21 protein-coding genes are annotated in these 23,571 nt (G+C 74.1%); 19 read left to right on the top strand and 2 right to left on the bottom strand.

The genetic code is table 11. The annotated features are described in order from the left end of the window. The first annotated feature begins 89 nt into the window (after nucleotides 1-89). Nucleotides 90-701: a 30S ribosomal protein S4 gene (rpsD, locus tag ACH4TG_RS25535; protein ID WP_398244829.1), complete on the top strand. Its 612-nt coding sequence runs from the start codon at nucleotides 90-92 to the stop codon at nucleotides 699-701. Between the two features lie 88 nt (nucleotides 702-789). On the opposite strand, the gene ACH4TG_RS25530 is transcribed toward rpsD, so the two are convergent. Beyond that, the gene (locus tag ACH4TG_RS25530) at nucleotides 790-2,934 is read right to left on the bottom strand and encodes an ATP-binding protein (RefSeq protein ID WP_398244828.1); all 2,145 of its coding nucleotides are present in this window, start codon (nucleotides 2,932-2,934) and stop codon (nucleotides 790-792) included. 276 nt (nucleotides 2,935-3,210) lie between these two features. On the opposite strand from ACH4TG_RS25530, the gene ACH4TG_RS25525 reads away from it, so the two are divergent. The 16 genes from ACH4TG_RS25525 to fusA all read left to right on the top strand — a co-directional run bounded on the left by ACH4TG_RS25525 (nucleotide 3,211) and on the right by fusA (nucleotide 20,952). Next, a complete protein-coding gene (locus ACH4TG_RS25525; RefSeq protein ID WP_398244827.1) occupies nucleotides 3,211-3,648 on the top strand; it encodes a DUF948 domain-containing protein in 438 nt (145 codons plus the stop codon). A gap of 10 nt (nucleotides 3,649-3,658) precedes the next feature. Next, entirely contained in the window at nucleotides 3,659-4,009 is a 351-nt protein-coding gene (locus tag ACH4TG_RS25520; protein ID WP_398244825.1) for a DUF6167 family protein, read from the top strand. Then, on the top strand, nucleotides 4,009-6,678 hold the full coding sequence (alaS, locus tag ACH4TG_RS25515; protein WP_398244824.1) for an alanine--tRNA ligase: 2,670 nt from the start codon (nucleotides 4,009-4,011) through the stop codon (nucleotides 6,676-6,678). Before ACH4TG_RS25520 ends, alaS begins: the two co-directional genes overlap by 1 nt. A gap of 46 nt (nucleotides 6,679-6,724) precedes the next feature. Then, complete coding sequence (gene ruvX, locus ACH4TG_RS25510; protein ID WP_398244823.1) at nucleotides 6,725-7,189, top strand: Holliday junction resolvase RuvX; 465 nt, start codon at nucleotides 6,725-6,727, stop codon at nucleotides 7,187-7,189. A gap of 102 nt (nucleotides 7,190-7,291) precedes the next feature. Continuing rightward, nucleotides 7,292-9,136 (top strand): endolytic transglycosylase MltG, encoded by a 1,845-nt coding sequence (mltG, locus tag ACH4TG_RS25505; protein WP_398244822.1) that lies wholly within the window; start codon nucleotides 7,292-7,294, stop codon nucleotides 9,134-9,136. After that, nucleotides 9,133-9,963, top strand: a complete 831-nt coding sequence (locus tag ACH4TG_RS25500; RefSeq protein ID WP_398244821.1) for a shikimate dehydrogenase — start codon at nucleotides 9,133-9,135, stop codon at nucleotides 9,961-9,963. Before mltG ends, ACH4TG_RS25500 begins: the two co-directional genes overlap by 4 nt. Nucleotides 9,964-10,156: 193 nt before the next feature. Then, nucleotides 10,157-11,341, top strand: a complete 1,185-nt coding sequence (gene aroC / locus ACH4TG_RS25495; protein WP_398244820.1) for a chorismate synthase — start codon at nucleotides 10,157-10,159, stop codon at nucleotides 11,339-11,341. Then, nucleotides 11,338-11,871: a shikimate kinase gene (locus tag ACH4TG_RS25490; protein ID WP_398244819.1), complete on the top strand. Its 534-nt coding sequence runs from the start codon at nucleotides 11,338-11,340 to the stop codon at nucleotides 11,869-11,871. The genes aroC and ACH4TG_RS25490 overlap by 4 nt, the downstream gene beginning before the upstream one ends. Then, nucleotides 11,868-12,986: a 3-dehydroquinate synthase gene (gene aroB, locus ACH4TG_RS25485; RefSeq protein ID WP_398244818.1), complete on the top strand. Its 1,119-nt coding sequence runs from the start codon at nucleotides 11,868-11,870 to the stop codon at nucleotides 12,984-12,986. Before ACH4TG_RS25490 ends, aroB begins: the two co-directional genes overlap by 4 nt. Further along, the gene (gene aroQ / locus ACH4TG_RS25480; protein WP_398244817.1) at nucleotides 12,983-13,420 is read left to right on the top strand and encodes a type II 3-dehydroquinate dehydratase; all 438 of its coding nucleotides are present in this window, start codon (nucleotides 12,983-12,985) and stop codon (nucleotides 13,418-13,420) included. The genes aroB and aroQ overlap by 4 nt, the downstream gene beginning before the upstream one ends. Before the next feature lie 214 nt (nucleotides 13,421-13,634). Next, nucleotides 13,635-14,303, top strand: a complete 669-nt coding sequence (locus ACH4TG_RS25475; protein WP_398244816.1) for an AAA family ATPase — start codon at nucleotides 13,635-13,637, stop codon at nucleotides 14,301-14,303. 159 nt (nucleotides 14,304-14,462) lie between these two features. Next, nucleotides 14,463-15,599, top strand: coding sequence for an aminopeptidase P family protein (locus tag ACH4TG_RS25470; RefSeq protein ID WP_398244815.1), 1,137 nt, complete (start codon nucleotides 14,463-14,465; stop codon nucleotides 15,597-15,599). A 56-nt stretch (nucleotides 15,600-15,655) separates the two neighbouring features. Continuing rightward, nucleotides 15,656-16,222 (top strand): elongation factor P, encoded by a 567-nt coding sequence (gene efp / locus ACH4TG_RS25465; RefSeq protein ID WP_398244814.1) that lies wholly within the window; start codon nucleotides 15,656-15,658, stop codon nucleotides 16,220-16,222. 2 nt (nucleotides 16,223-16,224) lie between these two features. Further along, nucleotides 16,225-16,650, top strand: coding sequence for a transcription antitermination factor NusB (gene nusB / locus ACH4TG_RS25460; protein WP_398244813.1), 426 nt, complete (start codon nucleotides 16,225-16,227; stop codon nucleotides 16,648-16,650). 92 nt (nucleotides 16,651-16,742) lie between these two features. Then, complete coding sequence (locus ACH4TG_RS25455) at nucleotides 16,743-18,254, top strand: pyridoxal phosphate-dependent decarboxylase family protein (RefSeq protein ID WP_398244812.1); 1,512 nt, start codon at nucleotides 16,743-16,745, stop codon at nucleotides 18,252-18,254. Nucleotides 18,255-18,759: 505 nt separating this feature from the next. Further along, nucleotides 18,760-20,952: an elongation factor G gene (fusA, locus tag ACH4TG_RS25450; RefSeq protein ID WP_398244811.1), complete on the top strand. Its 2,193-nt coding sequence runs from the start codon at nucleotides 18,760-18,762 to the stop codon at nucleotides 20,950-20,952. Nucleotides 20,953-21,105: 153 nt separating this feature from the next. Here the strand turns inward: fusA and bldD are convergent, their stop codons facing one another. After that, entirely contained in the window at nucleotides 21,106-21,606 is a 501-nt protein-coding gene (bldD, locus tag ACH4TG_RS25445) for a transcriptional regulator BldD (RefSeq protein WP_398244810.1), read from the bottom strand. Between the two features lie 197 nt (nucleotides 21,607-21,803). Here bldD and pyrR point away from each other — a divergent pair, with 197 nt between their 5' ends. Both pyrR and ACH4TG_RS25435 read left to right on the top strand, forming a co-directional pair. Beyond that, complete coding sequence (gene pyrR, locus ACH4TG_RS25440; protein WP_398244809.1) at nucleotides 21,804-22,454, top strand: bifunctional pyr operon transcriptional regulator/uracil phosphoribosyltransferase PyrR; 651 nt, start codon at nucleotides 21,804-21,806, stop codon at nucleotides 22,452-22,454. A gap of 118 nt (nucleotides 22,455-22,572) precedes the next feature. Further along, a complete protein-coding gene (locus ACH4TG_RS25435; RefSeq protein ID WP_398244808.1) occupies nucleotides 22,573-23,571 on the top strand; it encodes an aspartate carbamoyltransferase catalytic subunit in 999 nt (332 codons plus the stop codon).

Genomic DNA, 23,571 nt, shown 5'->3' with positions numbered 1-23,571 from the left:
CCTGGGGTTCCCGAGTCGGACCGTGCGCACCCCTCAGCACACCATCAGGTAAGGTGAGCCTTACCTAAGTACACGGAGGTTCGACGTACGTGAATCAGTCGCGTCCCAAGGTCAAGAAGTCCCGGGCTCTGGGCATCGCGCTCACCCCGAAGGCGGTCAAGTACTTCGAGGCACGCCCCTACCCGCCGGGTGAGCACGGCCGCGGTCGCAAGCAGAACAGCGACTACAAGACCCGCCTGCTGGAGAAGCAGCGGCTGCGGGCGCAGTACGACATCAGCGAGCGGCAGATGCTGCGCGCCTACGACCGCGCGAAGAAGGTCACCGGCAAGACCGGCGAGGCGCTGATCATCGAGCTGGAGCGCCGGCTCGACGCGCTGGTGCTGCGGTCCGGGCTGGCCCGCACCATCTACCAGGCGCGCCAGATGGTGGTGCACGGCCACATCGAGGTCAACGGCCGCAAGGTCGACAAGCCCTCGTACCGGCTGCGCCCCGAGGACGTCGTCCAGGTCCGCGAGCGGTCCCGCGAGAAGACCCCGTTCCTGGTCGCCCGCGAGGGCGGCTGGTCCGGCGAGGGCGAGACCCCGCGCTACCTCCAGGTCAACCTGCAGGCCCTGGCGTTCCGGCTGGACCGCGACCCCAACCGCAGCGAGATCCCGGTGATCTGCGACGAGCAGCTCGTCGTCGAGTTCTACGCCCGCTGATCCGCCGCGGAACGCCGGCGGTCACCCACCGGCCGCCCGCGCGATCATCCGCCGGCCGCCCCGCGTCGCCCGCCGGGTGCGGTCGCCGTCAGCCCGCCGTCTCCCCGGAGGCGGCGGGCCGCTGCGTTCGCGGGGCCGTGCCGCCGCCCGCGCCGCCGGGCCTGCGGCCGTGCGTCCTGGGCCGGTTCAGCGCCCGCACCACCGCCTCGTCGAAGCCGAGCCGGCCGCCCTCCGACAGCGCCGCCGTGTAGGGGCCGTCGCCCAGGGCCGACCGCAGCCGCTTCTCGCACACCGTGTGCGGGGCGTTGAAGTGCCGCGAGCCGAACAGCCGCAGGCCCACCGACTGCCACAGCCGGCCCGCCGCGCCCTGCAGCACCGCCGCCTCCTGCGGCGCCCCCTCGTCCTCGGTCACCAGCGCCAGCATCTCCAGCGCCAGCACCGACCCGACCAGGTCGTGGAAGGCGTGGCCGATCGCCAGCGACTCCTCGGCCAGCCGCCGGGAGCGCTCCGGCTCGCCGGACTTCCATGCGGCGTACGCCAGCACGTACAGCGCGTAGGCCAGCGCCCACCGCTCCCCGTGGTCGCGGCAGATCTCCCGCACGTCCTCGGCCAGCCGCACCGCGTGGTCCAGTTGGCCCTGGAAGGCGACCGCCATCGCCAGCTCGACCTGGCCCATCAGCACGTTGCTGTTCAGCTCGCCGATGCCGCGGTAGCGCAGCAGCGCGTCGCCGATGAACCGCTCGGCGCGCGCCATGTCGTCCGAGACCAGCGCCAGGCAGCCCAGCCGGTGCACCGCGTACGCCTCCGCGGTCTCGTTGCCGGTGGCCTGCGCCTCCCGGCGGCACTCCTGGAGCACCGCGAGCGCCGCCGCCGAGTCGCCCTGCAGCAGCGCGACATAGCCGTACACCCACATGGCCTTGGCGCGCGCCTCGCTCGCCGTCTCGCACGCGTCGAGCGCGCGCTCCAGCCAGTGCCGGCCCTCGGCCAGCCGGCCGCAGCCGACCCAGCAGAACCACAGGGTGCCCGCCAGGTACTGGCCGACCGCCGGGTCGTCCGGCGGCTCGCCCTCGGTGCCGTCGAGGCTGAAGTCCAGGGCGAGGCGCAGGTTCGGCAGGTCGGCGGCCACCCGGGTGGCGACCTCGGCCTGCCGCGGGCTGAACCAGTCCAGCTCGCACCACGTGGCCAGGCCCAGGTACCAGTCGCGGTGCCGGCGCCTGACCCGCAGCTCGTCGCCGATCGCGGCCAGCCACACCGCGCCGTACTCCCGCACGCTCTCCAGCATCCGGTAGCGGACCTGCCCGTCGGCGCCCTGCTCGCGGGACAGCACCGACTGCGCCACCAGGGCCTCGACGGTCTCCAGGACGCCCTCCTCGGCCAGCTCCGCGCCGGTGCACACGTACTCCACGGCGTCCAGGTCGAAGGGGCCGGCGAAGACCGACAGCCGGGCCCACAGCAGGCGCTCGGGCGGGGTGCACAGCTCGTGGCTCCAGCCGATCGCCGTGCGCAGCGCCCGGTGCCGCTCGGGGGCGGTGGGATCGCCGCCGGTCAGCAGCCGGAAGCGGTCGTCGAGCCGCTCCAGCACCTGCTCCACGCTCAGCGCCCGCAGCCGCACCGCGGCCAGCTCCAGTGCCAGCGGCAGCCCGTCGAGCCGGGCGCACAGCTCGGCGACCAGGCCCTCCTCCGGCGGCGCCACCGCGAAACCGGGCAGCACGCCGCCGGCCCGCTCGGTGAACAGCCGGACCGCGTCCGCCTCCGGCAGCGGGGCCAGCGGCAGCAATTGCTCGCCCGTGATGCCCAGCGAGCGGCGGCCGGCCGCCAGCACCCGCAGCCCCGGCGCACGCCGCAGCAGCTCGCCGACCAGCGCGGCGCACTCCTCGTGCAGGCCGTCGAACCCGTCGAGCACCAGCAGCAGCTCGCGGTCGGCCAGATGCCCGGCCAGCGCGTGCCTAGGCGCGCGGGTGGTGTGGTCGGGCAGCCGCAGTGCGTCGGCGACGGCCTGCTCCAGCAGGCCCGCGTCGCGCAGACCGGACAGCTCCACCGACCACACTCCGTGGGGGAAACGGTCCTGCAACCGGCCGGCGGCGCGCAGCGCCAGGCGGCTCTTGCCCACTCCGCCGGGTCCGGTCACCGTGGTCAGCCGGGACTGCCCCAACAGGTGCGCGAGTTCGGTGAGTTCATCGTTCCGGCCGACGAAGCTGGTGAGATCGGCCGGAAGGTTGCCCGGTGTACTCATGATGTACGGAGCGTACTGGTGGATGTGCGGACCGTACAATCCGACCGGATTCCGACTGAGGTCCGAGCGCGTCCCGCCTCCGAACAGCCGTCCGTCTGCTAGTGCGCCGGGCGCCGAGGGCCGGCGGCCCCCGGCACCCGCGGCACGCTCCGTGGCACGCGGGAATGCGGTACGGAGGCGTCGGTCCGGCGCGATAAGGTCGAGTGCACATATCGACGGTTCACGACCGGCATCCCACAACTGCCGGCGTGCGGGTGACGAGGGAGAGCGGCAGCGATGTCCGGTGGAGAGGTGGCCGGCCTGATCGTGGCGGTGTTCTGGGCGATCCTGGTGTCGTTCCTCGCCGTCGCGCTGGCGCGCCTCGCCCAGACGCTCCGGCGGACCACCGAACTGGTCGCCGGCATCACCGAACAGGCCGTCCCGCTGCTCGGCGAGGCGACCGAGGCTCTGCGCACCGCGCACACCCAGCTCGACCGGGTCGACACCATCACCTCCGACGTCGCCGAGGTGACCGCCAACGCCTCCGCGCTGTCGTCGACCGTCGCCACCGCCTTCGGCGGCCCCCTGGTGAAGGTCGCCGCGTTCGGCTACGGGGTGCGCCGCGCGGTCGGCCTGCAGACCGGCGAGGCCGGCCGGGCCCGCGCGAGGACCCTCACGGGCAAGGTGCTGCCGCCCGCCCGGCGCGGTGGCCGTCGCAACCGATCCAAGGACTGAGGCCACGCCCATGTTCCGCCGCATGTTCTGGTTCCTGACCGGCGCCGCCACCGGCGTCTGGGCCACCGTCAAGGTCAACCGGGCGGTGCGCAGGCTCAGCCCCGACGGCCTCGCCGCGAGCGCGGCCGACCGGGCGCTGGAGACCGGCGCCCGGCTGCGGCTGTTCGCCCGGGACGTGCGGGCCGGCATGGCCCAGCGCGAGGGCGAACTCCAGGACGCCCTGGGCCTGACCGGCCGCGACCAGCCGAAGGCGCTGCCCGCGGCGGACGACACCCCGGGCCTGACCGCCCGCAACTCCGACGTCCCGGCTGCCCGCCGGGGTATCACGTACAACGCGTACGACCGGAAGGACGAACACTGATGGAGTCGGCAGAAATCCGCCGCCGCTGGCTGCGCTTCTTCGAGGAGCGCGGGCACACCGTCGTGCCGTCGGCGTCCCTCATCGCCGACGACCCCACGCTGCTGCTGGTGCCCGCGGGCATGGTCCCGTTCAAGCCGTACTTCCTCGGCGAGGTCAAGCCGCCCTTCAAGCGCGCCACCAGCGTGCAGAAGTGCGTGCGCACGCCCGACATCGAAGAGGTCGGCAAGACCACCCGGCACGGCACGTTCTTCCAGATGTGCGGCAACTTCTCCTTCGGCGACTACTTCAAGGAAGGCGCCATCAAGCTCGCCTGGGAGCTGCTCACGTCCTCCCCGGACAAGGGCGGCTACGGGCTGGAGCCTTCGAGGCTCTGGATCACCGTCTACGAGCAGGACGACGAGGCCGAGGCCATCTGGCGCGACGTGATCGGCGTGCCCGCCGAGCGCATCCAGCGCCTGGGCATGGGCCCCAACTTCTGGTCCATGGGCGTGCCGGGCCCCTGCGGCCCCTGCTCCGAGATCAACTACGACCGCGGCCCCGAGTTCGGCCCCGAGGGCGGCCCCGCGGTCAACGACGAGCGCTACGTGGAGATCTGGAACCTGGTCTTCATGCAGTACGAGCGCGGCGCCGGCGAGGGCAAGGAGGACTTCCCGATCCTCGGCGACCTGCCCGCCAAGAACATCGACACCGGCCTCGGCCTGGAACGCCTCGCGATGATCCTGCAGGGCGTGCAGAACATGTACGAGACCGACACCCTGCGCGCGGTCATCGACACCGCCACCGCGCTGACCGGCGTGCACTACGGCACCCACCACGACTCCGACGTCTCGCTGCGGGTCGTGGCCGACCACATGCGCACCTCCGTCATGCTCATCGGCGACGGCGTGACCCCCGGCAACGAGGGCCGCGGCTACGTGCTGCGCCGGATCATGCGCCGCGCCATCCGCAACATGCGCATGCTGGGCGCCGACCGCCCGGTGGTCGCCGAGCTGGTCGACGTCGTCATCGGCACGATGGGCCAGCAGTACCCGGAGCTGATCAACGACCGCAAGCGCATCGAGTCCGTGGCGCTCGCCGAGGAGTCGCGGTTCCTGAAGACCCTGTCGGCCGGCACCAACATCCTGGACACCGCGGTCACCGAGACCAAGTCGCAGGGCGGCACCGTGCTCCCGGGCGAGCAGGCCTTCCTGCTCCACGACACCTGGGGCTTCCCGATCGACCTGACCCTGGAGATGGCCGCCGAGCAGGGCCTGTCGGTCGACGAGGACGGCTTCCGCCGGCTGATGAAGGAGCAGCGCGACCGCGCCAAGGCCGACGCCCGCGCCAAGAAGACCGGCCACGCCGACCTGTCCGCCTACCGCGAGGTCGCCGACCGGGCCGGCGCCACCCTCTTCACCGGCTACACCCAGGACACCAACGAGTCCACCGTCGTCGGCCTGCTGGTGGACGGCGTGCCGTCGCCCGCCGCCACCGAGGGCGACGACGTCGAGGTGGTCCTCGACCGCACGCCGTTCTACGCCGAGGGCGGCGGCCAGCTCGCCGACACCGGCCGGATCCGGATCGAGGGCGGGGCGATCGTCGAGGTCCGCGACGTGCAGCAGCCGGTGCCCGGCGTCAGCGTGCACAAGGGCGTCGTCCAGGTCGGCGAGGTGACGGTCGGCGCCGTCGCCGAGGCCCAGATCGACGTGGTGCGCCGCCGCGCCATCGCCCGCGCCCACAGCGCCACCCACCTCACCCACCAGGCGCTGCGCGACGCCCTCGGCCCGACCGCCGCCCAGGCCGGCTCGGAGAACTCGCCCGGCCGCTTCCGCTTCGACTTCGGCTCGCCGACCGCCGTCCCCGGCACGGTGCTCACCGACGTCGAGCAGAAGATCAACGAGGTGCTGGCCCGCGAACTGGACGTCATGGCCGAGGTGATGCCGATCGCCGAGGCCAAGCGGCAGGGCGCCATCGCCGAGTTCGGCGAGAAGTACGGCGAGCAGGTCCGCGTGGTGACCATCGGCGACTTCTCCAAGGAGCTGTGCGGCGGCACCCACGTGCACAACACCGCCCAGCTCGGCCTGGTCAAGCTGCTCGGCGAGTCCTCCATCGGCTCCGGCGTGCGCCGGGTCGAGGCCCTGGTCGGCGTGGACGCCTACAACTTCCTCGCCCGCGAGCACACCGTCGTCGCCCAGCTCACCGAGCTGGTCAAGGGCCGCCCCGACGAGCTGCCCGACAAGATCGCCGGCATGCTGGCCAAGCTCAAGGACGCGGAGAAGGAGATCGAGAAGTTCCGCGCCGAGAAGGTGCTGCAGGCCGCCGCGGGGCTCGCCGAGGGCGCCGAGGACGTCAAGGGCGTCGCCCTGGTGACCGGCGCGGTGCCGGACGGCACGGGCGCGGACGACCTGCGCCGCCTCGTGCTCGACGTCCGCCAGCGCATCACCGGCGGGCGGCCCGTGGTCGTCGCCCTGTTCACGGTGGCCGGCGGCCGCCCGCTGACCGTGGTGGCCACCAACGAGGCCGCCCGCGAGCGCGGCGTCAAGGCCGGCGAGCTGGTGCGCACCGCCGCCAAGACGCTCGGCGGCGGAGGCGGCGGCAAGGACGACGTCGCCCAGGGCGGCGGCCAGAACCCGGCCGCGGTGGCCGAGGCCATGGAGGCCGTCCGCCGTCTCGTGGCCGAGAAGGCCTGAGGCCACCGATGAGGCGGGCACGGGCGGCCGGACGCGGGAAGGCGGCATGAGAAGGGGCCGGCGGATCGCCGTCGATGTCGGGGACGCCCGGATCGGGGTCGCCTCGTGCGACCCCGACGGGATCCTCGCCACCCCGGTGGAGACGGTCCCGGGACGGGACGTGCCGGCGGCGCTGCGCCGGCTCGCCGCGATCGTCGCCGAGTACGAGCCGATCGAGGTCGTCATCGGGCTGCCCAGGTCCCTCAACGGGACCGAGGGCCCGGCGGCGGCCAAGGTCCGGGCCTTCGCACAGAGTGTGGCGAAAGTCATCGCGCCGGTCGGCGTCCGCCTGGTGGACGAGCGGATGACCACCGTGACGGCGGCTCAGGGACTGCGCGCGTCCGGAGTGAAGGCGAAAAAGGGACGCTCCGTAGTCGACCAGGCAGCCGCCGTCATCATTCTCCAGAGTGCGTTGGAGACCGAACGGGTGTCTGGTAAAGCCCCGGGAGAGAGCGTCGAAACAGTCATCTGATCGCGGTACGGTAACGTTCCGCGCGATACGGCGGCGCCTCCTTGGCGCCGCCCGTTTCGCAAGGTCGGCAGGCCCGTTGCCGGCCGCGTACCAAGGGGACCGATGACTGACTACGGCCGGGGCTCCGGCTCGGAAGCGTGGCATCCCGAGGACCCGCTCTTCGGCGATGCGTACGACCAGGGCCAGGGATACCAGCAACAGCAGCACCACCCTCAGCAGGACGGCTGGCAGGACCCCTACGCCACGGGGCAGCAGCCCGGGTACACCCAGCAGGGCTACTCACAGCAGCAGTACGGGCAGCAGCAGTACCCGCAGCAGCAGTACGGGCAGGAGCAGTACCAGCAGCGCCCCGCACAACCCCAGCAGCCCTACGGCGGCCAGGCTGCGTACGAACCGTATGACCCGTACGACACCGGCTCCTACCAGACCGGCGGCTACGCGCACCAGGACCCGTACGGCGGGCAGCAGGCGCAGGACCCGTACGGCGACAGCGGCCAGCAGCCCGACCTCTACGGCCAGAACGGCTATCCGCCGCCCCAGCAGCCGCAGTTCCGCGGCCATCCGCAGCAGCCGATGCCCGGCGCGGGCCAGGGACAGCCCGGTCAGCCCGGCCCGCCGGTCGGCCCCGGCGGCATGGGCCAGCCCGGGCAGCCCGGGGCCGGCGCCGCCCCGGGCGCACAGGGCCTGCGGCAGCCCGGCGGCCCCGCCGGCCGTCCGGTGGAGCCGGGCACCCGCCCGATGCGCACCGCGCCGGACAACACCGGCGAGTGGGAGGACACGGACGGGCCCGGCCCGCGCGAGCACGCCTTCTTCGCGGACCGTGACGAGGACGACGACGAGGACGACGACCTGCTGCCCTCGTCCTCCGGCGGCCGCAGGACGGGCAAGTCCGCGGGCAGGGAAGGCAAGAAGCGGCGCAGCGGCTGCGCGTGCCTGGTCGTCGCCACCCTTCTGGTGGGCGCGGTCGGCGGCGCCGGCTACTACGGATACACCTTCTACCAGTCGCACTTCGGCCCGGCGCCCGACTACTCCGGTCAGGGCACCGGCGACGTCCAGGTGACGATCCCCAGCGGCTCCAGCCTGACCGCCATGGGCAACCTCCTCAAGGACGCGGGCGTGGTGAAGAGCGTCGGCGCCTTCACCGCCGCGGCGAACAAGAACCCCAAGGGGCGCTCGATCCAGGCCGGCGTGTACCTCCTGCACAAGCAGATGTCCGCCTCCGCCGCGGTCTCGATGATGCTGGACCCGGCGTCGCAGAACGCGATGATCGTCCCCGAGGGCCTGCGGGCCACCGCCGTGTACGCGGCCATCGACAAGAAGCTCGGGCTCGCGGCCGGCACCACGGCCAAGGACGTCAAGGGCGTCAACATCGGCCTGCCCGCCTGGGCGAAGGGCAACGTCGAGGGCTTCCTGTGGCCGGCCAAGTACAGCGTCGCCAAGGGGACGAAGCCCGCGGACCTGATCAAGCAGATGGTCAGCCGGGCCAACGCGGAGTACACGAAGGACGACCTGGAGGCCGACGCGGCCAAGCTCCACAAGACGCCGCGGGACATCATCAACATCGCGAGCCTGATCCAGGCCGAGGCGCAGGACCCGGAGGACTTCGGCAAGGTCTCCCGCGTCATCTACAACCGGCTCGAGCAGGGCACGGCGCTCGGGTTCGACTCCACCATCAACTACGCGATGGGCCGGTCCACCCTCAACACCTCGACGAAGGACACCCAGTACCCGTCCCCGTACAACACGTACACGCACAAGGGACTGCCGCCGGGGCCGATCGACAACCCGGGCCACGACGCCATCGAGGCGGCGCTGAACCCGACCCCCGGAAAGTGGGTCTACTTCGTCACGGTGAAGCCGCACGACACCCGGTTCGCCGTCACGTGGGCGGACCACCAGAAGAACGTCGCGGCCTTCAACAAGTACCAGAAGGAGCACGGCGGGTGACCGGTCAGCACCGCGCCGCCGTGCTCGGCTCGCCGATCGCCCACTCGCTCTCACCCGTGCTGCACCGGGCCGCGTACGCCGCGCTGGGGCTGGACGGCTGGCGCTACGACCGGTTCGAGGTCGACGAGGTGGCACTGCCGGGCTTCGTCGGGGAACTCGACCCGGCGCAGTGGGCGGGGCTGTCGCTGACCATGCCGCTCAAGCGGGCGATCCTGCCGCTGCTGGACGAGATCACGCCGACCGCGGCGTCGGTCGAGGCGGTGAACACCGTGGTGTTCACCGCCGACGGCCGGCGCCGCGGCGACAACACCGACATCCCCGGCATGGTCGCGGCGCTGCGCGAGCGCGGCGTGACGTCGGTGCCGTCGGCGGCGGTCCTGGGGGCCGGCGCGACCGCCTCCTCGGCGCTCGCCGCCCTCGCCCAGATCTGCCGCGGCGAGGTCACCGCGTACGTGCGCGGTCCGGCCAGGGCCGCGGAGATGCGGCAGTGGGGCGAGCGCCTCGGCGTCTCCGTGCGCACCGCCGACTGGGCCGACGCGGCGAAGGCGCTCGGCGAGCCGCTGGTCGTCAACACCACGCCGGCCGGCGCCGCCGACCCGCTCGCCGGCGCCGTCCCGGACGCCCCCGGCGCGCTGTTCGACGTGCTCTACGACCCGTGGCCCACCGCCCTGGCCGCCGCCTGGACCGCCCGGTCCGGCGCGGTCGTCGGCGGCCTCGACCTGCTGGTCCACCAGGCCGTCCTCCAGGTCGAGCAGCACACCGGCCGCACCCCGGCCCCCCTCGCCGCCATGCGCGCCGCGGGCGAGGCGGCCCTGGCCGCGCACTGACGCGGCACCGGCCCCGGGCTCCGGTCCGCGCGTCGGCCCGCGCTCGATCCGCGGTCGAGACGGCCTGTTCGGCGGCCGTCCGCACGCTGGACCGGGTCCGGTTCCGGCGGTGGATCGTGGGAGGATCGGACGCGCAGCACCGGAGCGCCACACGGGGGCGTTCCATCGGGCGCCGAATCGAGGGAGCACGCCGTTGAGCAGGTTGCGCTGGCTGACCGCGGGGGAGTCGCACGGCCCCGCACTCGTCGCGACGCTGGAGGGTCTGCCCTCCGGCGTGCCGGTGACCACCGAGCTGGTCGCCGACGCGCTCGCCCGGCGGCGGCTCGGCTACGGACGCGGCGCGCGGATGAAGTTCGAGCGCGACGAGATCACCTTCATCGGCGGCGTGCGGCACGGGCTGACCATGGGCAGCCCGGTGGCGATCATGGTCGGCAACACCGAGTGGCCCAAGTGGGAGCAGGTGATGGCCGCCGACCCGGTCGACCCCGAGGTGCTGGCGGGCCTCGCCCGCAACGCGCCGCTGACCCGGCCCCGCCCCGGCCACGCCGACCTGGCCGGCATGCAGAAGTACGACCTGGACGAGGCCCGGCCGGTGCTGGAGCGGGCCAGCGCCCGCGAGACCGCCGCGCGGGTCGCGCTCGGCGCGGTCGCCCGCTCCTACCTCAAGGAGACCGCGGGCATCGAGATCGTCTCGCACGTGGTCGAACTCGCCCGCGCCAAGGCCCCGTACGGCGTCGTCCCGGTGCCCGGCGACGAGGCCCGGCTGGACGCCGACCCGGTGCGCTGCCTGGACGCCGACGCGAGCAAGGCGATGGTCGCCGAGATCGACCAGGCCCACAAGGACGGCGACACCCTCGGCGGCGTCGTGGAGGTGCTCGCCTACGGCGTGCCGGTCGGCCTCGGCTCGCACGTCCACTGGGACCGCCGGCTCGACGCGCGGCTGGCCGGAGCGCTGATGGGCATCCAGGCCATCAAGGGCGTCGAGGTCGGCGACGGCTTCGACCTGGCCCGGGTGCCCGGTTCGCAGGCGCACGACGAGATCGTGCCGACCCCCGAGGGCGTGCGCCGCGCCTCCGGCCGCTCCGGCGGCACCGAGGGCGGCATGACCACCGGCGAGGTGCTGCGGGTGCGCGCCGCGATGAAGCCCATCGCGACCGTGCCGCGCGCGCTGGCCACCATCGACGTCGCCACCGGCGAGGTCGCCCAGGCCCACCACCAGCGCTCCGACGTGTGCGCGGTCCCGGCCGCCGGCATCGTCGCCGAGGCGATGGTCGCCCTGGTGCTCGCCGACGCCGTCGCCGAGAAGTTCGGCGGCGACTCGGTGGCCCAGACCCGGCGCAACGTCACCGACTTCCTCGACCACCTGGCCATCCGGTGACCGCCCGGCCGGCCGCGGGCCCGCCGCGGATCGTCCTGGTCGGGCCGCCCGGCGCCGGCAAGACCACCGTCGGCCGGGTGCTCGCCGCCCGGCTCGGCGCGGTCTACCGGGACACCGACGGCGACATCGAGGCCACCGCGGGCAAGCCCATCCCGGAGATCTTCATCGACGAGGGCGAGCCGCACTTCCGCGACCTGGAGCGGGCCGCGGTGCGGGCGGCGCTCGCCGAGCACGACGGGGTGCTGTCGCTCGGCGGCGGCGCCGTCATGGACGACGGCACCCGCGCCCTGCTCGCCGGGCTGCCGGTGGTCTTCCTCGAGGTCGGCCTGCACGACGCCGTCCGCCGGGTCGGCCTCGACGCCCCCCGCCCGCTGCTCGCCGTCAACCCCCGGCAGCGCTGGCGCGAACTGATGGACGCCAGGCGGCCGCTGTACACCGAGGTCGCCCGCGCCGTGGTGCCCACTGACGACCGGACCCCGGAGGACGTGGCCGATGCCGTCCTCGACGCACTCCAACTGAAGGACGCATGAGCGACAACGCCCAGGCCGCGGGGCAGACCGCGCCTCCCACCCGCATCCAGGTCGGCGGCTCGGCGGGCACCGCACCGTACGAGGTGCTCGTCGGCCACCAACTCCTCGGCGAGCTGCCCGGGTTGATCGGCGACAAGGCGATGCGCGTCGCGGTGCTGCACCCCGAGGCGCTGGCCGGCACCGGCGAGGCGATCCGCGAGGACCTGGCCGAGCAGGGCTACCAGGCGATCGCGATCCAGCTGCCGAACGCCGAGGAGGCCAAGACGGCCGAGGTCGCCGCCTACTGCTGGAAGGCGCTCGGCCAGACCGGCTTCACCCGCACCGACGTCATCGTCGGCGTCGGCGGCGGCGCCACCACCGACCTCGCCGGGTTCGTCGCGGCGACCTGGCTGCGCGGCGTGCGCTGGATCGCGGTGCCCACCACCGTCCTCGGCATGGTCGACGCCGCGGTCGGCGGCAAGACCGGGATCAACACCGCCGAGGGCAAGAACCTGGTCGGCGCCTTCCACCCGCCGGCCGGTGTGCTGTGCGACCTGGCGGCGCTGGACAGCCTGCCGCCGAACGACTACGTCAGCGGGCTCGCCGAGGTGATCAAGGCCGGCTTCATCGCCGACCCGGCCATCCTCGACCTGGTCGAGGCCGACCCGGCCGCCGCCCGCACCCCGCAGGGCCCGCACACCGCGGAACTCGTCGAGCGCGCCATCCGGGTCAAGGCCGAGGTGGTGTCCGCCGACCTCAGGGAGTCCGGCCTGCGGGAGATCCTCAACTACGGCCACACCCTGGCGCACGCCATCGAGAAGAACGAGCGCTACAACTGGCGGCACGGCGCCGCGGTCTCCGTCGGCATGGTCTTCGCCGCCGAACTCGGCCGGCTGGCCGGGCGGTTGGACGACGCGACGGCCGACCGGCACCGCAGCGTGCTGGAGTCGGTGGGGCTGCCGCTGACCTACCGCGGCGACCAGTGGCCGCGGCTGCTGGAGACCATGAAGGTCGACAAGAAGTCCCGCGGGGACCTGCTGCGCTTCATCGTCCTCGACGGCCTGGCCAAGCCGACCGTGCTGGAGGGCCCGGACCCGGCGGTGCTGCTGGCCGCGTACGGGGAGGTGTCCGCGTGAGCCGCGTCCTGGTGCTCAACGGCCCCAACCTGGGCCGGCTCGGCTCGCGCGAGCCCGACGTGTACGGCTCGACGTCGTACGCCGGGCTCGTCGAGGAGTGCACCAAGCTGGGCGCCGAACTGGGCTTCGACGTCGAGGTCCGGGAGACCAACGACGAGGGCGAGATGATCCGCTGGCTGCACGAGGCGGCCGACGGGCGGATCCCCGTCGTCCTGAACCCCGGCGCCTTCACCCACTACTCGTACGGCATGCGGGACGCCGCCGCACAGCGCACCGCTCCGCTGATCGAGGTGCACATCTCCAACCCGTACGCCCGCGAGGAGTTCCGGCACACCTCGGTGATCGCCGCGGTCGCCAGCGGCACCGTGGCGGGCTTCGGCATCGGCTCCTACCGGCTCGCGCTGCGCGCCCTCGCGGAGCAGAGCGCGCAGTAGGTCCGGGCTCCCGGCGGGGCGCGAACCAGGCACCGGCGGGCGCCCCTTCGGGCGCTCGCCGTTCCTTCGTGGAGCCGACGTCCCACGGGCACCACCTGTACACCCCGGTCGTTCACACAACGGATGCCGGGAGCGGTACCGTTCGGTGTCGAACGGCGCTACCGGCCGGTCATGTCAGCAGCCGAGGTTCCGGCACGGGATGGAGTGGGCCGAGATGCAGCACGCTGTCGGGGCGCCGCAGCCCGGTCGGCCGTCCCCCCAGCAGGGGAGCACCACCGGGCACTTCCCGCTGCCCGCGCCGACGCCGGTGCAACTGCCCGCTCCCCAGGGCCCGATAGCCGTGCTGCTGATCGGAGCGGCCGGCGCGGGCAAGACCACCATCGCGCGCCACTGGGCGGACCACCGCGGCGCCCCGACCGCCCACATCAGCCTGGACGACGTGCGCGAGTGGGTGCGCAGCGGCTTCGCCGACCCCCAGGCCGGGTGGAACGAGCACTCCGAGGCGCAGTACCGCCTCGCCCGCAGGACCTGCGGCTTCGCCGCCCGCAACTTCCTGGCCAACGGGGTGTCCTGCATCATCGACGACGCGGTGTTCCCGGACCGGCCCGCGGTCGGACTCGGCGGCTGGAAGCGGCACGTCGGCCCCGGGCTGCTGCCCGTCGTCCTGCTGCCCGGCCTGGACGTGGTGCTCACCCGCAACGCCGAGCGCTCCGGCAACCGTCGGCTCTCCGACGAGGAGGTGGCCAGGATCCACGGCCGCATGGCCGGCTGGTACGGCTCGGGCCTGCCCATCATCGACAACTCCCAGCTCGACGTCGCCTCCGCCGTGGCCGCCCTGGACCGTGTCGTCGCCCGCAGCCTCCAGGGCCCGCCGACCTGGTGAGGCGGCCGGTCCCGGCGCCGCCCGGTCGACGGCGCGACGGCGTGCCCGGACGCCGCCGCGGACGCGCGCCCGGACGCGCGCCCGGACGCGCGCCCGGACGCGCGCCCGGACGTCGGCACAAAAGGGGCGATCCGGTCGTGGGCGGCCTAAGCTCGCCGCATGGCGGAGGTGCATGGGACCCGCAGGAACCGGCTGCGTGAGAGGTGTGCGGCGACCGGGATCGACGCTGCCCTGGTGACCCGCCCCGCGAACGTGCGGTACCTGACCGGCTGCGCCCCGCCCGGTGCGGCCCTGCTGGTCGGGCCCGGCACCGAGGACATCCTGGTCCACCTGGCGACGCCCCCGGACGACCCCGCCGACCCGGGGGACCGGGGCGACCGCGGCGCCGAGCGCCCGCCCGAGGACCTGCGGACCTCCACACTGCCGTCGGCGGAGGCCGACGCCGCCGTCGCCGCGGCCGACCTGGCCCGGGAGCAGCGCGCCGACCGCCTCGCGGTGGAGGAGCACCATCTGACCGTGGCGCGCCACCGCGCCGTCCGCTCGGTCGCCCGCGACCTGCCGCTGGCCGACCTCGCCAACGCGGTCGAGCAGCTGCGCCTGGTCAAGGACGAGCAGGAGATCGCGGCCCTGCGGATCGCCGCCGAGATCGCGGACCAGGCGCTCGGCGAGCTGCTGGAGTCGATCCTGGTCGGCCGGACCGAGCGGCACCTGGCCCTGGAGCTGGAGCGCCGCCTGGTCGACCACGGCGCGGACGGCGCGGCGTTCCCCACCTCCGTGGGCACCGGCCCGCACTCCGGAACGGCCCGCCACGTGCCGACCGACCGGCGGGTGGAGGAGGGCGACTTCCTGAGCGTGCGCCTGGGCGCCTGCTACCGCGGCTACCGCTGCGAGGTCGGCCGCACCTTCGTGATCGGCACCGCTCCGGCGGGCTGGCAGGTCGAGTTGTACGACCTGGTCTTCGACGCCCAGCGGGCCGGCCGCGAGGCGCTCGCACCCGGTGTGGCCTGCCGCGACGTGGACAGCGCGACCCGCCGCCCGCTCACCGCCGCCGGCCATGCGGAGGGCCTGGCCCCGTGGTCGGGCCACGGCGTGGGCCTGGAAATCGACGAGGACCCTCAGTTGTCACCGGCGGCCATGGGTAAACTGGACGCTTGCGTGCCGGTCACCGTCGAGCCGGGGGTCCATCTCCCGGGCCGTGGCGGGGTCCGGATCGACGACACACTCGTCGTCCGCCCCACGGCGGACGGCGGGCCTGAGCTACTCACCATCACGACCAAGGAACTGCTCGCCCTCTGAGCCGGGCGCGGTATTTCCACGGTCCCGAAGCTGCACTTTCAGGAGATTCCGCAACCGTGGCCACCACGAACGACCTCAAGAACGGCCTCGTGCTCAAGCTCGACGGCGACCAGCTCTGGACCGTCGTCGAGTTCCAGCACGTCAAGCCCGGCAAGGGCCCCGCCTTCGTGCGCACCAAGCTGAAGCACGTGCTGTCCGGGAAGGTCGTCGACAAGACCTTCAACGCAGGCGTGAAGGTCGAGACGGCCAACGTCGACAAGCGCGGCATGCAGTTCTCCTACAAGGACGGCACCGACTTCGTGTTCATGGACACGGAGACGTACGACCAGATCAACGTCACCCCCGAGGTCGTCGGCGACGCCGCCAACTACCTGCTCGAGGGCTTCGAGGCGGTCGTCGCGATGTACGAGGGCGCGCCCCTCTACATCGAGCTGCCGGCCTCCGTCGAGCTGGTCATCGAGTACACCGAGCCCGGCGTGCAGGGCGACCGCTCCACCGGCGGCTCCAAGCCGGCCCGCCTGGAGACCGGCCACGAGATCGGCGTGCCGCTCTTCATCACCACGGGTGAAAAGGTGAAGGTCGACACCCGCACGGGCGACTACCTCGGCCGGGTGAACAGCTAACCGTGGCTGCCCGCAACAAGGCCCGCAAGCGAGCCTTCCAGATCCTCTTCGAGGCGGAGCAGCGGGGCGCCGCCCCCACGACCGTCATGGCGGACTGGATCCGGCTCGCCCGGACCGACGACCGGCAGCCGCCGGTCACCGACTACACCCGCCAGCTGGTCGAGGGCTACGCGGCGCACGCGGCGCGCATCGACGAGCTGTTGGCCGGCTACTCCGTGGGCTGGACCCTGGACCGGATGCCGGTCGTCGACCGCAACGTGCTGCGGCTGGGAACGTACGAACTCCTGTGGGAGGACGACGTCCCGGACGCGGTGGTGCTGGACGAGGCGGTGCAGCTGGCGAAGGAGTTCTCCACCGACGAGTCGCCGTCGTTCGTCAACGGCCTGCTCGGCCGGCTGATGGAGCTGAAGCCGACACTCAAGCGCTGACCACACCGGCGACCAGGCCCGACAGCAGAAGGTGAACAATATTCTGCTTCGGGCCTGGTGTGTGTCCGCATCCCTGGCCTAGATTCCGCTGCATGGACCGGGACGCCCAGACCTCCGCCCTCGCCGCAGCCGCCGACACCGCCGCCCTCGCCGCCGACGCCGGGACCGACGCGAGCGCCGCCGCGCTGCTGGACCGGCTGGCCGCGCTGCGCGCCGCCGACCTGCCGGTGCACGGCGGCCGGACCATGGCCTACGTGTACGACGCCGGGCTGCCCGGGCTCGACGCGCTGGCCGCACGGGCCCAGGAGGCCGTCGCCGGCGTCAACGGCCTGGACATGACGGCCTTCCCGAGCGTGGTCACCCTGGAGAACGAGGTGGTGGCGCGCGCCGCCGACCTGCTGGGCGGGCCACCGGGAACGGCCGGCACCTTCACCAGCGGCGGCACCGAGAGCTGCCTGCTCGCCGTGCTCACCGCGCGCGAGCACGCCCGCCGCACGCGCGGGGTGACCGCCCCCGAGATCGTGCTGCCGGTCACCGCGCACGCCGCGTTCCACAAGGCCGCCCACCTGTTCGGCCTCACCCCGGTGACCGTGCCGGTGGGCGCCGACTTCCGGGTCCGGCCCGACGACGTCGCGGCCGCGCTGACCCCGCGCACCGCGCTGGTCGTGGCCTCCGCCCCGTCGTACGCGCACGGGGTGGTCGACCCGGTGGCCGCGATCGCCGCCGTCGCCGCCGAGCGCGGGGTGCTCTGCCACGTCGACGCCTGCATCGGCGGCTGGTACCTCGGGCATCTGCGGCTGGCCCGAGGGCTGCCGGAACCGCCGCCGTTCGACCTGTCGGTGCCCGGCGTCACCTCACTCTCCGTCGACCTGCACAAGTACGGCTACACCCCCAAGGGCGCGTCCGTGCTGCTGTTCCGGGACGCCGAGCTGCGGCGGCACGGCTGGTTCGCCCACGCCTCCTGGCCCGGCTACCCGGTCGTCAACGCGACGCTCCAGGGCACCAAACCGGCCGGCCCGCTCGCCGCCGCTTGGGCGGTCCTGTCCCGGATCGGCACCGGGGGATATGTGGAGCTCTCCCGCCGGGTGCACGAGGCGGTGCGTCAACTCGTCGACGGCATCGGGGAGATCGACGGGCTGCGGGTGCTGGTCGAGCCGGACGCCTCGCTCGTGGCGGTGGCGGCCGACGACCCCGGCGTCGACCCGTTCGTGGTCGCCGACGAGATGCGGCTGCGCGGCTGGTACCTCCAGCCGCAGCCCGCGCACGGCAACTCCCCGGCCAACCTGCACCTGACCGTGACCGGCGCGGTGGCCGATCCGGCCCGGATCGGCGGCCTGCTGGCCGAGTTGGCGGACGCGGTGGCCCGGGCGCGCGAGGCGGGGCCCGCGGTCGTGGACCCCGGCCTCGTCGAAGTGGCGGCCGGGCTGGACCCGGACGCGCTCACCCCGGAGGAGGCCGCCCTCGCCCTGGCGGTGGCGGGCGTCGGCCCGGGCGGCGCGCTGCCCGCCCGGATGGCGCCGGTGCTCGCCGTCCTGCAGGCGCTGCCCGCACCGCTCGCCGAGCGCCTCCTGCCCGATGTCGTCTCGCAGCTCTACTCACGCTGAGTTCCGGGCGGGGCGGCGGCCGGGCCACGGCCGCCCTCTCCGCGGGGGCGCGGCCGCGCGTCCCGCTGCCGCCGCGGCCCGCCGGCCTTCTGGTGAACCCCCCACGTGGTCAAGGCCGTTGAAAACCCGGTGCGGCCCGCGCGCCGCGCTGCCTACACTCGCCGGGTGACCGCGCGCCGCCCGTCAGGCGGCGCGCTCGGACGATCGGACGCGAGAAGGGAGCCGGGCCATGCGTGACCGCGCTCCCGCCGCTGTTCCCTCGTCGCTGCACCGGGTGATCCTGGTGTCCCGGTCCGTCCGGCGCCGGCTGCGCGGCCGGCCCCGGACCCGCTGACGAGTCAACCCCCCTTCCGCACACCCCACTTCGGCGACGGGCCGGCGGCCCGCCGCGGGGCCGAGGTGTGCCCGGAAGGGCCCGCGGGCCGCCGACGGCCCGCCCTCGTCCGGGAATCGCGCCGCCCGCTTTCCAGGATCCGCCGGGATCCCCACCGAAAGGCCACCGGCCGTGCGCAGCACCCTGAGACACCCCGCCGACCATGTCATCGGCACCGTCCGCAACCTGGGCATCCTCGCCCACGTCGACGCGGGCAAGACCACCCTGACCGAACGCGTCCTGTACCTGACCGGCGCGACCCACAAGCGCGGCGAGGTCCACGACGGCACCACCGTCACGGACTTCGACCCCCAGGAGCGCGACCGCGGCATCACCATCTTCGCCGCCGCCGTCAGCTGCGACTGGGCCGGCCACCGGATCAACCTCATCGACACCCCGGGCCACGTCGACTTCGCCGACGAGGTCGAGCGGTCGCTGCACGTCCTCGACGGCGCCGTGGTGGTGTTCGACGCGGTCGCCGGGGTCGAGCCGCAGAGCGAGTCGGTGTGGCGCCAGGCGGACCGGCACGGCGTGCCCCGGATCGCCTTCGTCAACAAGCTGGACCGCCCGGGCGCGGACCTGGACGCCGCGGTGCGCTCGATCCGCACCCGGCTCGGGGCCGTCGCGCTCGCCGTGCAGCTGCCCATCGGGCGCGAGCACGCCTTCACCGGCGTGGTCGACCTGGTCGGCATGCGCGCGCTGGTCTGGGACGGTGCCGAGCCGGGCGCGCCCGGCGCCGGCTGCACCGAGGGCCCGGTGCCGGAGGCGCTGCGGGAGGAGGCGGAACGGCGCCGGCGGGCGCTGGAGGAGGCGGTCGCCGAACTCCACCCCGCGGCCCTGGAGGACTACTGCGCGCACGGACGGCTCACCGCCCCCGTGCTGGCCGCGGCGCTGCGCGACCTGACCCGCGGCGGCGAGGCCGTGGTGGTGCTGTGCGGCTCGGCGTACCGCAACCGCGGGGTCGAGCCGCTGCTCGACGCGGTCGCCGCCTACCTGCCGTCACCGCTGGACGTCCCGCCGGTGCGGGGCGCCGCCGGCGACCGGACCCAGGCGCGGCCGGCCGATCCGGCGGCGCCGTTCGCCGGGCTGGTCTTCAAGGTGACCGCCGCCGCCAGCGGGCGGCTGACCTGCGTACGGGTGTACTCGGGAACGATCGCGAAGGGGGACACGGTGCTCGACGCCGGAACGGGACGCACGGAACGCGTCGCCCGGATCCTGCGGCTCCAGGCGGACCGGCACTTCGAGCTGGACCGCGCGGTGGCCGGCGACATCGTGGCGCTGATCGGGCCCAAGGCGGCCCGTGCGGGGGCGACCCTGTGCACGCCGGCGGCCCCGCTCGTGCTGGAGCCGCCGTCCGTCGCCGCGCCCGTGGTGTCGGTCGCGGTGGAGGCCCGCAGGAACGCCGACACCCAGCGGCTGGTGGAGGCGCTGGCCCGGCTGGCCGAGGAGGAGCCCTCGCTCGCCGTCGGCACCGACGCCGAGACCGGCCAGACCGTGCTGGCCGGCATGGGCGAGCTGCACCTGGAGGTGGCGGTGGAGAAGATCCGCCGGGCGCTGGGGGTGGAGGTCGTCGTCGGCCGGCCGCGGGTCGCCTACCGCGAGACGGTGGTCGGCGGGGTGTCGGGGCTGGTGTACCGGCACGCCAAGCAGGACGGCGGCGCCGGGCAGTTCGCGCAGGTGGTGCTGGACGTGGCGCCGCTCGACGGGGCCGAGGGGGGCTCCGAGGGCGGGCCCGGCGACGGCACCGCGGGCGGCGTGTCCGGTTTCGTCTTCCGGTCCGCCGTCACCGGCGGGCGGGTGCCGCGCGAGTACGTCAGGGCGGTCGAGGACGGCTGCCGGGACGCGCTGGCCGAGGGCCCGCTCGGCGGCCATCCGGTGACCGGCGTGCTGGTGACGCTGACCGACGGCGCCACGCACGTCCGCGACTCCTCGGAGCTCGCGTTCCGGGCCGCCGGACGGCTCGCCCTGCGGCAGGCGCTGCGGGCCGCGCGGATGCAGCTGCTGGAACCGGTGGCCGAGGTCACCGTGACGGTGCCGGACGACGCCGTGGGCGCCGTGCTGGGCGATCTGGCGGCCCGGCGCGGCCGCGTGCACGGTTCCGCCGCCCAGGACGGGACGGCCGCCGGAGCGCCGGCGCAGGGCCAGGGAGCGGGACGTGCGGCCGGGACGGTGGTCACCGCGACGGTGCCGCTGGCCGAGCTGTTCGGCTACGCCACGCGGCTGCGCAGCCGCACCCAGGGCCGGGGCACGTTCACCAGCCGCCCGGCCGGCTACGCCCCGGCCCCGGCCCCGGCCGGGGACCAGGCCCCTGCCGGGCCGCGGTAGCGGCCCGCCCGGGCAGCAGGGGGCCCGGGCAGCAGGCGGTCGCGCGACCGGCCCCGCCAGGCGCGCGGCCGCCCGCCGAACAGAGCCGCCCGGGGCGCCCCCGACGGGGACGCCCCGGGCGGGACGTTTCTGCAGAAGTGGGGCGAACCGCCCTCAGGCCTCTTCGTGCTGGACCGCGCGGCGCGCGTCGGCGTCGAGCACACCCCAGGAGATGAGCTGCTCGGTGAGGACCGAGGGGGACTGGTCGTAGATGACGGCGAGGGTGCGCAGGTCGTCCTGGCGGATCGACAGCACCTTGCCGTTGTAGTCGCCGCGCTGGCTCTGGATGGTCGCGGCGTAACGCTGCAGCGGACCGGCCTTCTCCGGCGGCACCTGGGACAGGCGCTCCAGGTCGAGGACCAGCTTCGGCGGAGGCTCGGCCGCGCCGCCGGGCGTGGTGCCCGGGAGCAGCTCCTGGACCGGCACGCCGTAGAAGTCGGCGAGCTCGGCGAGGCGCTGCACGGTCACGGCACGGTCGCCGCGCTCGTACGAGCCCACGACCACTGCCTTCCAGCGGCCCTGGGACTTCTCCTCGACGCCGTGCAGGGACAGGCCCTGCTGCGTGCGGATGGCCCGGAGTTTGGCTCCGAGCTGCTTGGCGTAATCGCTGGACATATGGCTCCCCGGACGGAAACTCGGTGACTCACTGTGAGGTTACGCAGCGTAATCCGGCGTCGTCAAGCCGAAAGGGGCCGACCGGCTTCTGACCTGGGCGGTCCGGGGCCCCTGACGGCCACCTGATAGGGTCGTCCCGTACCCCTGACGTCCTTTAATGCCCGTCCCGTGAGGCGGGGAAGGAGGTCTGACGACCCATGGTCGACGACCGCACCACCACCGCGCCGGCGGCACCCGCGCCGCCCGCCCGTCCGGTGCTCGAAGCCCCGGACATCGCGCGGGTCCTCACCCGCATCGCCCACGAGATCGTCGAACGCGCCAAGGGCGCCGACGACGTGGTGCTCCTCGGCATTCCCACCCGCGGGGTCTTCCTGGCCCGCCGGCTGGCCGACAAGCTCGCCGAGATCACCGGCCGCAGCACCGCGGTCGGCTCCCTCGACATCACGATGTACCGCGACGACCTGCGGCTGCACCCGCCGCGCGCGCTCGCCCGCACCGAGATCCCCGGTGACGGCGTCGACGGCCGGCTCGTCGTCCTGGTGGACGACGTGCTCTTCTCCGGGCGCACCATCAGGGCCGCACTCGACGCGCTGGGCGACATCGGCCGCCCGCGCGCGGTCCAGCTCGCGGTACTGGTCGACCGCGGCCACCGGGAGCTGCCCATCCGGGCCGACTACGTCGGCAAGAACCTGCCCACCTCGCTGCGCGAGACCGTCAAGGTCCTGCTGACCGAGGAGGACGGCCGCGACAGCGTGCTGCTGGGCCAGCGCCGCACCAACGGCGCCCCCGGCGGCGACAGCACCGAAAGCGCCGACGGCACCGGCACGGCGCCGCCCGCGGACCAGTAGCGTCCCCGCGACCGGACCCGCACCCACCGGGTCCGGCGCTCCCGCGCGCCCTCCTGCCCATCCCCAGGACCGCACCGGCCCGCCCCGAAACGGCCCGCACGCACCACGGAGTGACCCTGTGAAGCGCCATCTCATCTCGGCCGCCGACCTCACCCGCGACGACGCCCTCCTCGTGCTCGACACCGCAGAGGAGATGGCCCGCGTCGCCGACCGGCCCATCAAGAAGCTGCCCACCCTGCGCGGCCGCACCGTCGTGAACCTGTTCTTCGAGGACTCGACGCGCACCCGCATCTCCTTCGAGGCGGCGGCCAAGCGGCTGTCCGCCGACGTCATCAACTTCTCCGCCAAGGGCTCCTCGGTCTCCAAGGGCGAGTCCCTGAAGGACACCGCGCTGACCCTGGAGGCGATGGGCGCCGACGCGGTCGTCGTGCGCCACCACTCCTCCGGCGCGCCGCAGCGCCTGGCCACCTCCGGCTGGATCAACGCCTCGGTGGTCAACGCGGGCGACGGCACCCACGAGCACCCCACGCAGGCGCTGCTCGACGCGTTCACCATGCGCCGCCACCTGTCCGGCGTCGGCCGCGACCTGTCCGGCCGGCGGATCACCATCGTCGGCGACATCCTGCACAGCCGGGTCGCCCGCTCCAACGTCCTGCTGCTCACCACGCTCGGCGCCGAGGTCACCCTGGTCGCGCCGCCCACCCTGCTGCCCATCGGCGTCGAGCAGTGGCCCTGCCAGGTCGCCTACGACCTGGACGCGGTGCTCGCCAAGTCCGACGCGGTGATGCTGCTGCGGGTCCAGCGGGAGCGGATGAACGCCGCGTTCTTCCCCACCGAGCGCGAGTACTCCCGCCGCTACGGCCTGGACGGGACCCGGATGGCCGCGCTGCCCGAGCACGCCATCGTGATGCACCCCGGGCCGATGAACCGGGGCATGGAGATCACCGCCGAGGTCGCCGACTCGCCGCGCTGCACCGCGGTCGAGCAGGTCGCCAACGGCGTCAGCACCCGGATGGCCGTGCTCTACCTGCTGCTCGGCGGCTCCGAGCCGGCCATCGCCACCGCACGATCCGAAGACGCCCGCACCGAGGACGCCCGCACCGAGGAGAGCAAGTAA

It is taken from the genome of Streptomyces sp. NPDC020917 (assembly GCF_044333795.1).
Classification (GTDB): domain Bacteria; phylum Actinomycetota; class Actinomycetes; order Streptomycetales; family Streptomycetaceae; genus Actinacidiphila.
The sequence above is the reverse complement of the archived record's forward strand: the minus strand, read 5'-3'. Positions and strand labels throughout refer to the sequence as shown.

What these genes read in the sequence shown, in the direction of transcription:
- mltG (WP_398244822.1), top strand. Translation starts at nt 7,292, where the DNA reads ATGACTGACTACGGCCGGGGCTCCGGCTCGGAAGCGTGGCATCCCGAG.
- ACH4TG_RS25525 (WP_398244827.1), top strand. Translation starts at nt 3,211, where the DNA reads ATGTCCGGTGGAGAGGTGGCCGGCCTGATCGTGGCGGTGTTCTGGGCG.
- ACH4TG_RS25475 (WP_398244816.1), top strand. Translation starts at nt 13,635, where the DNA reads ATGCAGCACGCTGTCGGGGCGCCGCAGCCCGGTCGGCCGTCCCCCCAG.
- ACH4TG_RS25470 (WP_398244815.1), top strand. Translation starts at nt 14,463, where the DNA reads ATGGCGGAGGTGCATGGGACCCGCAGGAACCGGCTGCGTGAGAGGTGT.
- ruvX (WP_398244823.1), top strand. Translation starts at nt 6,725, where the DNA reads ATGAGAAGGGGCCGGCGGATCGCCGTCGATGTCGGGGACGCCCGGATC.
- ACH4TG_RS25520 (WP_398244825.1), top strand. Translation starts at nt 3,659, where the DNA reads ATGTTCCGCCGCATGTTCTGGTTCCTGACCGGCGCCGCCACCGGCGTC.
- ACH4TG_RS25530 (WP_398244828.1), bottom strand. Translation starts at nt 2,934, where the DNA reads ATGAGTACACCGGGCAACCTTCCGGCCGATCTCACCAGCTTCGTCGGC.
- pyrR (WP_398244809.1), top strand. Translation starts at nt 21,804, where the DNA reads ATGGTCGACGACCGCACCACCACCGCGCCGGCGGCACCCGCGCCGCCC.
- ACH4TG_RS25455 (WP_398244812.1), top strand. Translation starts at nt 16,743, where the DNA reads ATGGACCGGGACGCCCAGACCTCCGCCCTCGCCGCAGCCGCCGACACC.
- alaS (WP_398244824.1), top strand. Translation starts at nt 4,009, where the DNA reads ATGGAGTCGGCAGAAATCCGCCGCCGCTGGCTGCGCTTCTTCGAGGAG.
- bldD (WP_398244810.1), bottom strand. Translation starts at nt 21,606, where the DNA reads ATGTCCAGCGATTACGCCAAGCAGCTCGGAGCCAAACTCCGGGCCATC.
- aroB (WP_398244818.1), top strand. Translation starts at nt 11,868, where the DNA reads ATGAGCGACAACGCCCAGGCCGCGGGGCAGACCGCGCCTCCCACCCGC.